Origin of the sequence: Prevotella merdae (assembly GCF_900290275.1) — a bacterium.
In the GTDB taxonomy this organism is placed as follows: Bacteria; Bacteroidota; Bacteroidia; order Bacteroidales; family Bacteroidaceae; genus Prevotella; species Prevotella merdae.
Genome location: NZ_LT985323.1, coordinates 1114076 through 1128645, shown reverse-complemented (window position 1 = coordinate 1128645; position 14570 = coordinate 1114076). Strand labels below are relative to the sequence as shown.

At 47.1% G+C, this 14570-nt stretch carries 9 protein-coding genes, 1 rRNA gene and 2 pseudogenes; 1 reads left to right on the top strand and 11 read right to left on the bottom strand.

Features of this window, described 5'->3' with window-relative positions:
• Positions 1–212 precede the first annotated feature (212 nt).
• From C9991_RS04590 to C9991_RS04570, 5 genes and pseudogenes are all read right to left on the bottom strand, one after another.
• Positions 213–1739, bottom strand: a 16S ribosomal RNA gene (locus C9991_RS04590).
• A 905-nt stretch (positions 1740–2644) separates the two neighbouring features.
• Positions 2645–3760 (bottom strand): efflux RND transporter periplasmic adaptor subunit, encoded by a 1116-nt coding sequence (locus C9991_RS04585; RefSeq protein WP_106811400.1) that lies wholly within the window; start codon positions 3758–3760, stop codon positions 2645–2647.
• Positions 3761–3808: 48 nt separating this feature from the next.
• Positions 3809–5047: an ABC transporter permease gene (locus C9991_RS04580; RefSeq protein WP_106811399.1), complete on the bottom strand. Its 1239-nt coding sequence runs from the start codon at positions 5045–5047 to the stop codon at positions 3809–3811.
• 84 nt (positions 5048–5131) lie between these two features.
• Positions 5132–6394 carry an ABC transporter permease gene (locus C9991_RS04575; RefSeq protein ID WP_106811398.1) on the bottom strand — a complete coding sequence of 421 codons (1263 nt, stop codon included), beginning with the start codon at positions 6392–6394 and terminating at the stop codon, positions 5132–5134.
• A 35-nt stretch (positions 6395–6429) separates the two neighbouring features.
• Positions 6430–6702, bottom strand: a pseudogene (locus C9991_RS04570) (ABC transporter ATP-binding protein); the annotation flags it as partial.
• Positions 6703–6812: 110 nt separating this feature from the next.
• Between C9991_RS04570 and C9991_RS04565 the strand changes: the two are divergent.
• Positions 6813–8261 (top strand): IS1182 family transposase, encoded by a 1449-nt coding sequence (locus C9991_RS04565; RefSeq protein ID WP_106811397.1) that lies wholly within the window; start codon positions 6813–6815, stop codon positions 8259–8261.
• A 175-nt stretch (positions 8262–8436) separates the two neighbouring features.
• Here C9991_RS04565 and C9991_RS04560 read toward each other — a convergent pair.
• The 6 genes and pseudogenes from C9991_RS04560 to murA all read right to left on the bottom strand — a co-directional run.
• Positions 8437–8901 (bottom strand): annotated as a pseudogene (locus tag C9991_RS04560) (ABC transporter ATP-binding protein); the annotation flags it as partial.
• A 104-nt stretch (positions 8902–9005) separates the two neighbouring features.
• A complete protein-coding gene (locus C9991_RS04555) occupies positions 9006–9950 on the bottom strand; it encodes a DMT family transporter (protein ID WP_106811396.1) in 945 nt (314 codons plus the stop codon).
• A 42-nt stretch (positions 9951–9992) separates the two neighbouring features.
• On the bottom strand, positions 9993–11387 hold the full coding sequence (rseP, locus tag C9991_RS04550; protein ID WP_106811395.1) for an RIP metalloprotease RseP: 1395 nt from the start codon (positions 11385–11387) through the stop codon (positions 9993–9995).
• Between the two features lie 36 nt (positions 11388–11423).
• Positions 11424–12578: a 1-deoxy-D-xylulose-5-phosphate reductoisomerase gene (locus C9991_RS04545; protein WP_106811394.1), complete on the bottom strand. Its 1155-nt coding sequence runs from the start codon at positions 12576–12578 to the stop codon at positions 11424–11426.
• Positions 12579–12592: 14 nt separating this feature from the next.
• A complete protein-coding gene (rimM, locus tag C9991_RS04540) occupies positions 12593–13114 on the bottom strand; it encodes a ribosome maturation factor RimM (protein WP_106811393.1) in 522 nt (173 codons plus the stop codon).
• A 137-nt stretch (positions 13115–13251) separates the two neighbouring features.
• Entirely contained in the window at positions 13252–14556 is a 1305-nt protein-coding gene (gene murA / locus C9991_RS04535) for a UDP-N-acetylglucosamine 1-carboxyvinyltransferase (RefSeq protein WP_106811392.1), read from the bottom strand.
• Positions 14557–14570: the final 14 nt, after the last annotated feature.

The window sequence follows — 14570 nt, the reverse complement described above, 5'->3', positions numbered from 1 at the left end:
AGGACTTGAACCTTTTTGTACTCCGACAATTATTAATTAAATTGTATAGTTATTTCCCTATTTAGTAAGACAGTGCGCCAAGAAGCGTGGGAGAAGTCAACCAAACCATTTGAATGACCATCTCTTGTTTGTTGTCCTGTGATTAGTAAAGCAATCGGATTTTTCACTTTTCACTTTTACCTTTTCACTTTCACGACTTGCTCGTTCTCCAGAAAGGAGGTGTTCCAGCCGCACCTTCCGGTACGGCTACCTTGTTACGACTTAGCCCCAATCACCGGTTTCACCCTAGGCCGATCCTTGCGGTTACGGACTTCAGGCGCCCCCGGCTTTCATGGCTTGACGGGCGGTGTGTACAAGGCCCGGGAACGTATTCACCGCGCCATGGCTGATGCGCGATTACTAGCGAATCCAGCTTCGTGGGGTCGGGTTGCAGACCCCAGTCCGAACTGAGACATGTTTTAGGGATTCGACCGTATTTGCATACGGCCCGCTTTCTGTACATGCCATTGTAACACGTGTGTAGCCCCGGACGTAAGGGCCGTGCTGATTTGACGTCATCCCCACCTTCCTCACTCCTTGCGGAGGCAGTCCTCACAGAGTGCCCGGCTTTAACCGATGGCAACTGAGAGCAAGGGTTGCGCTCGTTATGGCACTTAAGCCGACACCTCACGGCACGAGCTGACGACAACCATGCAGCACCTCCACAGGCGCCCCGAAGGGCCTCATCATCTCTGAATCGTTCGCCTGCAGTTCAAGCCCGGGTAAGGTTCCTCGCGTATCATCGAATTAAACCACATGTTCCTCCGCTTGTGCGGGCCCCCGTCAATTCCTTTGAGTTTCACCGTTGCCGGCGTACTCCCCAGGTGGGATGCTTAACGCTTTCGCTTGGCCGCTTACGTCAGACGCAAACAGCGAGCATCCATCGTTTACCGCGTGGACTACCAGGGTATCTAATCCTGTTCGATACCCACGCTTTCGAGCTTCAGCGTCAGTTACGCTACAGCAGGCTGCCTTCGCAATCGGAGTTCTTCGTCATATCTAAGCATTTCACCGCTACACGACGAATTCCGCCTACTTCCCGCGCACTCAAGTCTGCCAGTTCGCGCTGCAATGCCCAGGTTGAGCCCCGACATTTCACAACACGCTTAACAAACGGCCTACGCTCCCTTTAAACCCAATAAATCCGGATAACGCCCGGACCTTCCGTATTACCGCGGCTGCTGGCACGGAATTAGCCGGTCCTTATTCATACGGTACCTGCAATAAGCCACACGTGGCTCACTTTATCCCCGTATAAAAGCAGTTTACAACCCATAGGGCCGTCTTCCTGCACGCTACTTGGCTGGTTCAGACTTCCGTCCATTGACCAATATTCCTCACTGCTTCCTCCCGTAGGAGTTTGTACCGTGTCTCAGTTCCAATGTGGGGGACCTTCCTCTCAGAACCCCTACTGATCGTCGCCTTGGTGGGCCGTTACCCCGCCAACAAGCTAATCAGACGCATCCCCATCCTTCTCCTTCACATTTCGTTCTCGTTAGATGCCTGCAGAGAACTGCATATCGTGTTAGGCCGCCTTTCGACGGGTTATCCGATGGACAAGGGCAGGTTGGATACGCGTTACTCACCCGTGCGCCGGTCGCCATCAACAATAGCAAGCTATCGTCATGCTGCCCCTCGACTTGCATGTGTTAAGCCTGTAGCTAGCGTTCATCCTGAGCCAGGATCAAACTCTACATTGTAAAATATCTTTTACTGCTACCCTATTACTAAGGCGGCATTTGTTTGTATCTGTTTCAGAACGAGCTTCCAAATTAAAGTTTAAAGTCAAACAAACTTGACGGTTCGTTTTTCTTCTACCCAAGAATGAGTGTTTCATCATTCTCGCTTCTTGTACTACTTTATCTGTCTTATGTAAATCTTTTCAAAGAACTCTTTCTTTATCTTTTTTCGCCTACAGAAATACAACTAATTCTCGTTTTGCTTGAGGTGTTGTTGTTTCTCGTAAGCGGATGCAAAGGTATTACTTTTCCTTGAACCGCCAAAACTTTTGACAAGAAAAATATACAAATTATTTGCGTTTTAACATCTATTTGCAATAAAAGTATATTTGTATTGCCATACACATTATTATATATATTATAGAGCAAGAAAAAATGCATCAAACTATAACACCAAAAAAGCTTCGTTACGTATAGGTGCAATAACTCCTTGCTGACATCTTTACACATTTTTTACGCCTCACGAGACGACACTGTGGAAAAATGTCGCTAACAAGTATATCCAAGGTACCCGACCCCAGACACTCTTGAAGTTGCAGACGCCCTCTGCAACTATCCAGCCAACAATAAAAACTCGTGATTATTTCTTTTTGTCTACGCTAAAGGGACATGGAGCCAAAAACCGATCAAGGAATGACTGCTTCGCCGATTGCGTAAGTAGAGTTTAGGTTGATATGTCCATATCAGGACACTAATCAAGTTAGCCGTTGATATATAATGCTTTATACAATTTATGTTTACGGCTGCGAAAGTAATGCTTTTTTCTTAAATACCAAAGAAATTAAGCTATTTTATTACTTTCGCAGCCGCATATCGCCTTTATTACCTTATAGTTACCGTGTATAAGCCACTAAATCTTAAGCTTTTTATTTAGGTTCATCCGTGCTTATCTTCTTCGGACCTCTAACGCGATCCTTAGCCGACACACCACTCTTTATCTCTATGTTGATACCGTCCGACAGACCAGTAACAACCTTGCGACGTTCATAAGTCTTCTTGTCGCCTGTTCCCTTTGCTACATATACATAGGTGTTGTAACCCTCAAACTCTATCGCACTCTCTGGCACCGACATCACATTCTTAGCCTCGGCAAGCACAATCTCGGCATTGGCGCTGTATCCACTACGAATCTGCTCACCGCTTGCCGGTACCTTTACAGCCGCCTTTATCTCAAACTGATTGGCTCCATTCTGGTCGATAGCCTTCGGAGAGATATACTCCAGCTGCGCATCAAACTTAAGATTCTGCAATGCACCGATAGTAATCTTCATTGCCATACCCGTGACAAGGCGTCCAACCTCTGTCTCATCGATATTTCCTCGGAAGATAAGGTCGTTCATATTAGCAACCGTTGCTATTGTTGTGCCATCGTTAAAGGTGTTGGAGAGGATAACCGAGTTGCCCACCTTAACGGGTATGTCAAGAATCAGTCCGGTAACAGTCGAACGTACAAGCGTTGACGATTCTGACGCATTAGATTTAGACACGCCATCGCGCACCACCTCCAAATTGTCTTGAGCGGCAGCCACCTCCTCACGAGCCTGGCGCCATGTCTGCGCAATCTTGTCGTACTCGTCTGCCGAAACGAGTCCTTTGTCATACAGAATCTTCTCGCGTTCATAGTCGGTACGAGCCTGCTTCTCATTGATATTGGCAAGACGCACACGCGACTGAGCCGAACTTAATGACCCCATATCCGGTATCACCTTAACTTTGGCTATCACCTCGCCAGCCTCAACCTTGTCGCCAGCCTCCTTCAGAATCTCGGTAATAATGCCCGATATCTGTGGTTTGATGTTCACCTCGTTGCGTGGTTCTATCTTACCCGTAACGACAGTGGTCTTGCGGATATCCATAGTTTTAGGTGTAAACTCGTCATATACAACCGGCTGCGGCTGCGACTTTATATACAAGAACACGAATGTTCCGATAAACACAATGGCTATAAGAGCCAAAAGGATGAATTTAAAGTATCGTTTCATTTTTTATTGATTTTCACGTAAGTAATTAAAGTTGCGCAGGCTTATCCCCTACTCGTCCCTCATAGCATCCACTGGCTTTATACTCATAGCCCTCAAGGCAGGAGCCAGACCAGCAAGCACGCCGAGCACCGACAGCAGAACCACAGCGCCAATGGCTGTCCAGAAGCTTATTTGGAAGTGGGCAGCAGCCACACCGTCCGTAGTATTAGCCATCTCAAGCCCCTGCAGCACAAGCACCACAAAGAGGATGCCGCTCATTCCGGCTATCGACGTAAGCAGAATACTCTCCTGAATAATCTGCAATAGTATATTGCGTGGTGTCGCACCGATAGCACGCCTGATGCCAATCTCCACGGTTCGTTCTCTCACTGTAACCATCATGATGTTAGACACGCCTATAGCTCCGGCAAGCAGCGTGCCTATGCCAACGAGCCAGATAAGCATATTGATACCGCGAAACATATTGTCCACCATAGAGAACATCATCTCCGTATTGAACACCATCACACCCTTCTCGTCGTCGGGTGCCACATCATGCGCCTTGGCTATAACATGGCGTATCTTGTCGGTGATGTCGCTCATCACCACTCCAGGCTTTCCTGTTACACATATAATGTCAACGTTGTGTCCGCGGTTGTATATCTGTTGAACGAGCGACAGTGGCAGAAACACCGCCTGTTGGTCGTTGCCATTGACATTCATGTTTCCGTCCGAATAGTTTACACCCACAACACAGAAGTAAACCGAGTCGATACGAATAACATCTCCACACGGGTCACCCCCCTTCGGGAACAGACTCTTATACACCTGTTTGCCTATTACGCACACCTTTCGTCCCTGACTGATGTCCATCTGATTGATGTATCGTCCATACATCATCTTGGGCTCGCTAACCTTCTGCATTTCGGGCAGCACACCTTTGATGATGCCCGATGCCGAACGGTCGTCGTGAGTGGCATTGGCACCCCACCGTGATATTGTAGGGGTGATGACATCCAGCTCGGGCACATGAGCCCGCAGACGTTTAATGTCATCGTAGTTGAGTGTCCACTGCCGTCCCTTTCTAAAGCCATGATATGGCTTGGTGGTAGGCTGAGCCCACACCACAGCCGAATTTGTGGCAAATCCTGCAAGGTTATTGTTTAGTATCTCCTTCAGTCCGTCGCCACCCCCAACAAGCCCCACAAGCATAAACACGCCCCAAAACACGCCGAAGCCTGTAAGGAATGTTCGCGACTTGTTGCGAGTTAGAACATTAAGTATTTCGGAGAAAGAATCAAAATCCATAAGCCATATTTATCATTTGATTATTAATTCAAGTTCTGCATATCTTCAATATGCTACCAGTAACAAGTAAAAAAAACTCCTTGTCTACTCTGCCCTTAGTGCCTCGATAGGTCTAATCTTGGCTGCCTTTCGTGCCGGAATAAGTCCGGCAATGGTTCCTGCTACAACCATCAGAATTGTAGCCTGTACACATACGCCGATGCTTACGGTAGGGTCGACAAATATCTGAGCCTTAAACAGTCCGTTATCCACCGTTGTATGTCCCACCACCGAGTTCATATACTGCGTTGCGGCGATGCCGAGCACCATACCTATATATCCAAAGAAGGTTGTAATGACAACACTCTCTACGATAATTAGCCGCAATATAGACCACGGCTTGGCACCTATGGCCTTGCGTATACCAAACTCGTGTGTACGCTCCTTCACCGTAATAAGCATGATGTTCGACACACCCACGATGCCCGACAGCAAGGTAAAGAGCCCCACAATCCACAGAGCCGTATTGATGATGTCAGTAGCCGTGTTGAGCTGCAAGTCCTGTGTAAATCGGTTCCATATCCATATCGAGTTCTCGTCGTCGGGTGCCGCCCTATGATTGCGGTTGACACGGGCACGATAGGCAGCTTCAAACTGCTCGTTCTCCTCCTCCGTCTTCAGTCCGTGGAAGGAGAATACAATGTTGCCGGTCTTGTCGCCACTGTTGTATATAGAGCGGAACGTGCTGAAGGGTATGAACGCCATATTATCCATCCGGCTCTTGTCGCTATCGTATATGCCTACAACGGTGAATGCCAAGTTGTCCACCTTCACCACACGTCCATTAAGGTTAAGCGGGGCATGTGGCATAAGCTCCTTTGCCAATCCCTGCGATACGACGATGGTCTTGCGCCTTTGCTCAATATCTAGTGCATTAAGAAAGCGTCCGCATAGCATATCGCGCTTATTGATATCCACATCGTTGGGGTACACGCCATTGACGCTTACGCCCGTCGAGTAGTTGTCGCCATAGGCTATATTCAGCCCGCTCTTCTCTATCTCCGCGCCCACATCGTCGATGTTGCTCTCGAATCCGTGCCGGGTTATGGCAAGGTCCTTGTCGTTAAGCTCAACGTTTCGTCCCTCGCCCAGGCCGTCGTACGCCTTCGATGTCTGTCCTCCGTATATCGACATCGAGTTGGTTAGCACATTCATCCTGTTGCCCATTATTCCGTTTATCAGTCCGTTGCCAGCTCCCAACAGAACGATAAGTATGAATATACCCCACGCCACAGAGAATCCTGTAAGTGCCGTGCGCAAGCGATTGTGCTTGACAGTGGTCCATATCTCAATAAAAATATCGCGCATTATGAGTATTCTAATTATTAGTTTAAAACCAACCTCTATTTCATTATTCCGTTGATGCCAAACGGACTTGCCTTGTGGTCAAGATTTTCCTCAATGCTTCCTATCAGTCCGTCCTTTATATGTACAATCTTGTTGGTCTCGTTAGCCACACCGCTCTCGTGCGTCACCACAACCGTCGTAACCTTCTCTTCGGCATTTATCTTCTTAAGCAGCTCCATCACCTCCACACTCGTCTTCGAGTCGAGGGCGCCTGTAGGCTCGTCTGCCAGGATAATCTGTGGCTTGGTTATAAGTGCACGTGCTATAGCCGAGGGCACTGAAAAAGTCCCTTGCGATATATTTATCAATTATAATCTGCACATAATTTGGCTATGTGCAGATTTTTTTGTACCTTTAAGGAATAAAATCCAAGGTACTTATGCTGTCACAACAACAACTTCCACTCAGTGAATATAGCTCACTTTATGATATAGTGGACCCCCGGGACAGCGATATCCGCCGTATTAATAACCTGATAGACTTCAGCTGTGTCTATCAGGAGCTGGTCAAAAAATATTGTCCTGATAACGGCCGTACAGCTGAATCGCCCATTCGTATGTTCAAATATCTTCTATTGAAGACAATATACGATATATCTGACGTGGATGTTGTAGAGCGTTCCCGTTATGACATGTCGTTTAAGTATTTTCTTGATATGACTCCTGAGGAAGGCGTTATCAATCCAAGCAGTCTTTGTAAGTTTCGCAGATTACGCCTGAAAGACACGGATCTTATGAACCTGCTTATCAAAAAAACTGTAGAGATAGCAATAGAGAAAGGAATCATCACATCAAAGACTATTATTGTAGATTCGACTCATACAAAAGCCAGGTCAAATCCGTATTCACCAGTTGAGATACTGAAACTCCGTTCGAAGCAACTCCGCAAGGCGCTTTATGCCATGGATGATAATATAAAGGAAACACTTCCGGCTAAGAATGAAGACGATGACCTTGTTCATGAGTTGGATTATACCAAGGACCTTCTAAATCATATCACCTCGGATTCCTGCCTTTCGGAAGTGCCCGCAGTAAAACAGCGACTAAATATGCTAAAGGAGACGCTTGCGGACATAGAAGACCACTATACAACCTCAAAGGATACAGACGCACGTGTTGGGCATAAGACAGAAGACACGTCGTTCTTCGGTTACAAGACTCACATCGCAATGAGTGATGAGCGTATCATAACTGCTGCCACAGTCACATCTGGCGAGAAGGGTGACGGGCCTCAGTTGGAAGAGCTTGTTGAGCAAAGCAGAAAGAACGGAATGGAGGTTGACACGGTTGTTGGTGATACCGCATATTCTGGCTGCAAGAACCTCAAACTGGCAGAAGATGAAGAGAGGGGATTTCGTTTGGTGTCCAAATTACATCCGTCTATTAGTAGTGGATTTAGAAAGAGTGAAGACAATTTTGATTACAACAAGGATGCAGGCATGTTTGTTTGTCCTGCTGGCCATATGGCAATCAGAAAAGTAATAATGGGAAAGAATAGGAACTGGAATCAATCCATGACTTATTTCTTTGATGTGGATAAATGCAAGACTTGCTCACGAAGAAACGGATGCTACAAGGATGGAGCTAAAAGCAAGACCTATAGTGTACCTATCAAGAAAGGAGAACATAAAAGACAACTGGAGTTTCAGAAGACACAAGAATTTAAAGAAATAGCCCGCCAGAGATACAAGATAGAGGCAAAAAATTCGGAGTTAAAACAGGTATACGGCTATGATAAGGCATTGTCGTATGGGCTAGATTGTATGCAAATGCAAGGCGCAATGACAATATTTGCCGTAAATATCAAAAGAATATTGAGACTAAGCTAAGAATAATTAGAAGAATTATACACTTGTGACATAAGTGCCCTACATCCTCTATAAGGCTGTATATTAGACCATATCAAAGCAAATTAAAAGCAGATTGCAAAACCGACATAATGTTTAATGCAATCTGCTTTTTTATTTAAAAGAGTGGAATAAAGTCTTAAAGGGCTAACTTTTTCAGTGCCCTCGCTATAGCCACACGTTGCTTCTGTCCGCCCGACATCTCGTTAGGATAATGCTCTGCCCACTGCGTCAAGCCCAATCGGTCGAGCCATTCCATAGCAAGCTTGTGCCTGGTGCGGCGCGACACACCTTGATAGTAGAGAGGTAGCTCCACATTCTCCACTGCTGTCTTAAATCCTATGAGGTTGAACGATTGGAAGATGAAGCCTATCATACGGTTGCGGTATTCGGCGGCGCGTGTTTCGGATAGGTTCTTTATCAGATTGCCTGCCAGCAAATACTCGCCCGTATCATAGTTGTCGAGTATTCCGAGAATATTGAGCAAGGTAGACTTGCCCGAACCCGACGCTCCCATAATAGACACAAATTCGCCCTCGGCAATGTCGAGGTTTATACCTTTGAGCACATGCAACGGCTGTGCTCCCTGGTAAGTTTTGTTTATATCTCTTAAATGAATCATACTATGTATTTGACGTTGAATTAGACGAAGAAGTTGCAAAAAGCTACAATATTAACAATAAAATGTGTCTTCATATATCTATAAAACAAAAAAACGTTGGAAGTCTACGACTTCCAACGCCATGTCTTAGCGAGTCGTTTGCCAACTCTGCTTATAGCCAATGTTATTTTGTGCGGCGACATTTCCTTGCCACCAATAATCAACAATACCGCTGTTAGGATGAGCACGATGCCTATGGCGAGTCGTGGGGTAAAGTTCTCACCAAATACTAGCACACCAATAGCCACTGCTGTTATAGGCTCTATAGCTCCCATAATGGCTGTAGGTGTTGAGCCGATATCGTGCACGGCTATCACCATAAGTACAAGCGAGAGCACCGTAGGCATCAGGGCAAGCTGTGTGGCATATAGCCACTGCTTGGGTGTAACCAACAGCTGCACCGTCTCGCCCATTGCAAGCGTATAACCATATATTGTAAACAAGCCGAAGAGCAACACATAAAATGTAAGCTTGACCGACGACATTCGCAGCGACGACTTGTTTACCACTACTATATAGATGGCATACGTCAACGACGAAAGCATTACAAGCATTACGCCCCACAAGCTGAGCGATGTGCCGTCGCCCGTCTGATTGAGCAAGGCTATGCCAGCAAGCGATAGCAATATGGCTATACCTGTAGCCGCCGTTACCTTCTCGTGAAAAAAGGTTGCCATTATCACGGCCACCATCACGGGATAGACAAAGAGTAGTGTGGAGGCGATGCCCACATCCATAAAGTTGAAACTAAAGTAGAGCGTTGTCGACGATGTACTCATAAACACTCCCAATATAGCCAACGTAACCAACTCGCGACGTGTCAACGCAAAAGATTTTCGCTGCACTGCCATCATAACACCTAATATTATCACGGCTATGCCGAAACGGTAGAACAAGGTGGAGTTGGTTGATATTCCGTCGGCATACAGATTCATAGCACCCAACGGATTGGTGCCATAGAACACAGCTGCGGCTATGCCGCAGACTGTACCCCTAAGCTTTGCATCCATTATATGTATATATAATATGTATATATATAATAAGGTATAGCACTACATAATGTGTAGCCAGCGTAGCACATCGTTAAGATTTGCCACAAGCATAAGCAGCATCAATATGCCTATGCCGATATACTCGGCACGTATCATAAAGTTCTCCGACGGCTTGCGACGTGTTATCATCTCATAGATAAGGAACAGCACGTGTCCACCGTCAAGTGCCGGGATAGGCAGAATATTCATAAAGGCAAGGATGATGCTAAGGAAGGCTGTCATAAGCCAGAACATGTGCCAGTCCCACTCTGCCGGGAACATATTGCCTATGGCACCAAATCCGCCAAGAGACTTGGCTCCCTCTGCTGAGAACAGATACTTCATGTCGCCTACATAGCCACCCAATACGTTGCAGCCATACTTAACACCAGCAGGGAAACTCTCGAAGAATCCATAATCGATGTGTGTTATCTTATAGTTGGGCTGCTTTGGATAGAAGCCAAACTTTAGGTTCTCTTGCTCATTGTCGGATGTCTTGAGCACCCCGTGTGTATTGATGGTGCAAGCACGTCCGTTGGCATTGCGCACAAGGATTAAGTTCACGCTCAGAGCCTTAAGGCTGTCGGCATGTGTCTTGGCATATGCCAACACATCGCTAATGCGACCTACCTCGTACATAAAGTCGTTGTAAGAAGAAAGCTTCACACCGTTAAGAGCCACAATGCGGTCGCCCTTGCGCAAACCCATCTGTTGTGCAAGCGAGCCACGTGCCACGCTGTCTACACTTGCTTCTCTAAACTCTGCCATGAAAGGAGGAACCGACTTAAACATCTCCAGCAAGTCAAGGTCGCCTGGCAGACTTACAGTTATCTGCTTACCTCCACGTATCACGTAAGCCTCCTTGGCACGTGCCATGTCGCGGAACACATCTGGTCCATACTTCTTAAACTCGCCCAGGTCGGTACCTACAAGTATGTCGTTGTCTTGAAATCCAAGAGCCTTAGCCTCCTTGCTGAACTTCATACCCAATGTCATATCCTTGGTCTTGACATAGTTGTCGCCCCAAGTGAAGAGACACATTGCATATATGAAGAGTGCCAACAGGAAGTTTACAAGCACTCCTCCCAGCATAACGAGCAGTCGTTGCCATGCCGGTTTAGAGCGAAACTCCCACGATTCGGCAGGCTTGCTCATCTGTTCGGTGTCAAACGACTCGTCTATCATACCCGCAATCTTGCAGTAGCCACCAAGCGGAAGCCATCCAATGCCGTATGTAGTTTCACTGTTCTTGGGCTTAAACTCGAACAAGTGGAAGTAGGGGTCGAAGAAGAGATAGAACTTCTCCACTCTTATACCAAAGAGCTTAGCAAAAAAGAAGTGTCCGCCCTCATGGAGCAACACAAGCAAAGAGATTGCCAGCAAGAATTGCAGCAATTTGATAAGGAATATTTCCATTTCTTATTTTATGTATTGTTTTTAAGTTTTTATTTCTTAAGAGTCAAGCATCTCGCCAGCTATGCGACGTGCCTCTGCATCCGTTGCAAAGTAGTCGTCGTAGGTAGGCTTTGCTATGAACGTTGCCTTCTGCATTGTGCGTTCTATGATGTCACCCATATCGAGGAATCCGCAACGATCCTTACGGAAAGCCTCGTTCACCACCTCGTTGGCAGCATTGACTATGCACGGCATATTGCCACCCTTACGTATCGACTCGTATGCCATATGCAAACAGCGGAACTTCTGCATATCTGGTTCAAAGAACTCCAGTGGTTGGCTAAAGAGGTTGAGTCTGTCGCCATTCAACGGCAAACGCTCCGGAAATGAGAAGGCATACTGTATAGGCAAGCGCATATCTGGCACACCGAGCTGTGCCTTAACGGCACCATCGACAAACTGCACCGCGCTGTGTACAATCGACTGTGGATGTACAAGCACCTGTATCTTGTCTGCCTCTACTCCAAAGAGCCATTTGGCCTCAATCACTTCAAAACCCTTGTTCATCATCGACGCCGAGTCGATGGTTATCTTGGCTCCCATTTTCCATGTTGGGTGCTTTAGGGCATCTGCCGCCTTTACGCCGCGCATCTGTTCGAGCGTATAATTGCGGAACGGACCGCCCGAAGCCGTGAGCAATATCTTGTCGATAGGGCTGTTGCCCTCGCCCACTATGCTCTGGAATATTGCAGAGTGCTCACTATCGACAGGCAGAATATTGACATGATACTGAGCAGCCAGTTGGCATATCAGTTCGCCGGCAACCACAAGTGTTTCCTTGTTAGCAAGGCAAATTGTCTTGCGTGCCTTTATTGCATGTATCGTAGGCGACAGTCCAGCGAAACCCACCATAGCTGTTAGCACCATGTCTATAGGCTGAGCCTCAACAATCTCGTCAATAGCTTTAGCTCCGGCATACACCTTTACCTCCGGACAGTCGGCAAGCAAAGCCTTCAACGCCTCGTAGTGCTGTTCGTTGCCTATCACCACAGCAGCCGGTCTGAAGCGTCTTGCCTGATCGGCAAGCATCTCGTAGCGGTTGTTAGCAGTAAGGCAATACACTTCGTAGCGGTCGCTATGCTGCTGTATTACATCCAAGGCCTGGGTTCCGATAGAGCCGGTAGAGCCAAGGATGCATATTTGTTTTTTCATAATCGGATGTTTTATTATATTTCGAGCAAGCCCTCAGGCAGCTCCATTGTTATGGTTTGATGCTCGGTATCAACAGCACTTATAAGCTCGTCGCTTGCTGGAACAAGCAAGTCGTTGCCATCAAGTGTCTCAAGTTCAAAGAGCGTGTTTATGGTAGAATCGTCCACAGAGTGTATCTCGCCCACCGCCTTTCCGGTCTTGGCATCTATCACATGGAATCCCACTATAGCCGCCCACGACAACGATTCGGCGTCGGCGTCGCTATGCTCGCGCGGAAAGTACACATCGCATCCAGTAAGGTTGCGTGCCTTCTCCTGTGTGTCGATGTCCGAAAATAGCACCAATGCTGTCTCGTCTGTCTTAAAGCGATACTCATCCATAAAGAATGGCACCAGTATACCGTCTATCTCAAGTATGAGATAGTCGGCTTCGGTACGGTCGAACACATCGTCGTCGAAGTGGAACGACACCTCGCCATTCACCCCATGTGGCTTGCCTATCTTGCCTATCTTGTAGACAGTTTCTTTCTTTATCATATTTGGCTATATCCTTAGTTTGGGAGAATTCAGAAGTTAAGGAGTTCAGAAGTTAAGCCATTAGCTTTGCCACACAATGGCATTTGGCTTAACTCCTTAACTTCTGATTTCTTCTCAACTTCTAAGTTCTCCTATTCCTACTCTCTTCTAATCCTTGCGCCCAGTGCGTTAAGTCGAGCCTCTATATCCTCGTAGCCACGGTCTATCTGTGCAATATTGTCAATGCGGCTTGTACCCTTGGCTCCAAGTGCAGCAATAAGCAGGGCTATACCGGCACGAATATCAGGACTTGTCATGCGTCCGCCACGCAATTGGCGCTTGCGGTCGTGTCCTACTATAACACAGCGGTGCGGGTCACACAATATAATCTGTGCTCCCATATCTATAAGTTTGTCTACAAAGAACAGACGACTCTCAAACATCTTCTGATGCACAAGTACCGAACCGCGTGCCTGTGTTGCCACCACAATTAGAACGGAGATAAGATCTGGTGTCAAACCTGGCCACGGAGCGTCGGCTATTGTCATTATAGTACCGTCAATAAACGAGTCTACAACATAATGTGGTTGCTTTGGTACGATGATGTCGTCGCCCTCTACCTTAAGCTTCACACCCAAACGGCGGAATGTGTCGGGTATAATGCCTAAGTGCTTAAGCTGCACATCCTTTATGCGTACGCCCTCGCCCACCATGGCAGCCATACCAATAAAGGATCCAACCTCAATCATATCGGGCAACACACGATGTGTGGTGCCATGCAGTTGCTTAACACCAACGATGGTTATGAGGTTAGAGGCAATGCCCGAGATATTTGCACCCATACTGTTGAGCATGTGGCACAATTGCTGTATATAAGGTTCGCAGGCAGCATTGTATATGGTTGTGGTGCCTTCGGCAAATACAGCCGCCATAATGATGTTGGCAGTACCGGTAACCGAAGCCTCGTCTAGCAGCATATATGTGCCCTTAAGCTTGCGTGTCTCAATAGAATAAACCTTGCGCTCCTCGTCGTTGATGAACTTGGCACCAAGACACTTAAATCCAAGAAAGTGGGTATCCAGACGTCGGCGACCTATCTTGTCGCCACCCGGCTGAGCCACCATAGCACGTCCAAAGCGACCAAGCAGCGGACCCATAAGCAACACCGAACCACGCAGCGCCGAACACTTCTTTACATACTCGTCGCTTGCAAGAAATTCTAAGTTGAGGTCATCTGCCTGGAAGGTGTAATCGTTACGCGAGTTACGAGTTACCTTCACGCCAATGTCGGCGAGCAGCTTTATAAGGTTGTTGACATCAAGGATGTCGGGTATATTGCTTATTCTTACTGGTTCGGCGGTCAGCAGCGTGGCAGCAATCACCTCAAGCGCCTCGTTCTTGGCACCTTGTGGTGTGATGGTTCCACTTAGGGGGTGTCCGCCTTCAATAATAAACGATTCCATAGGCCTATATTATT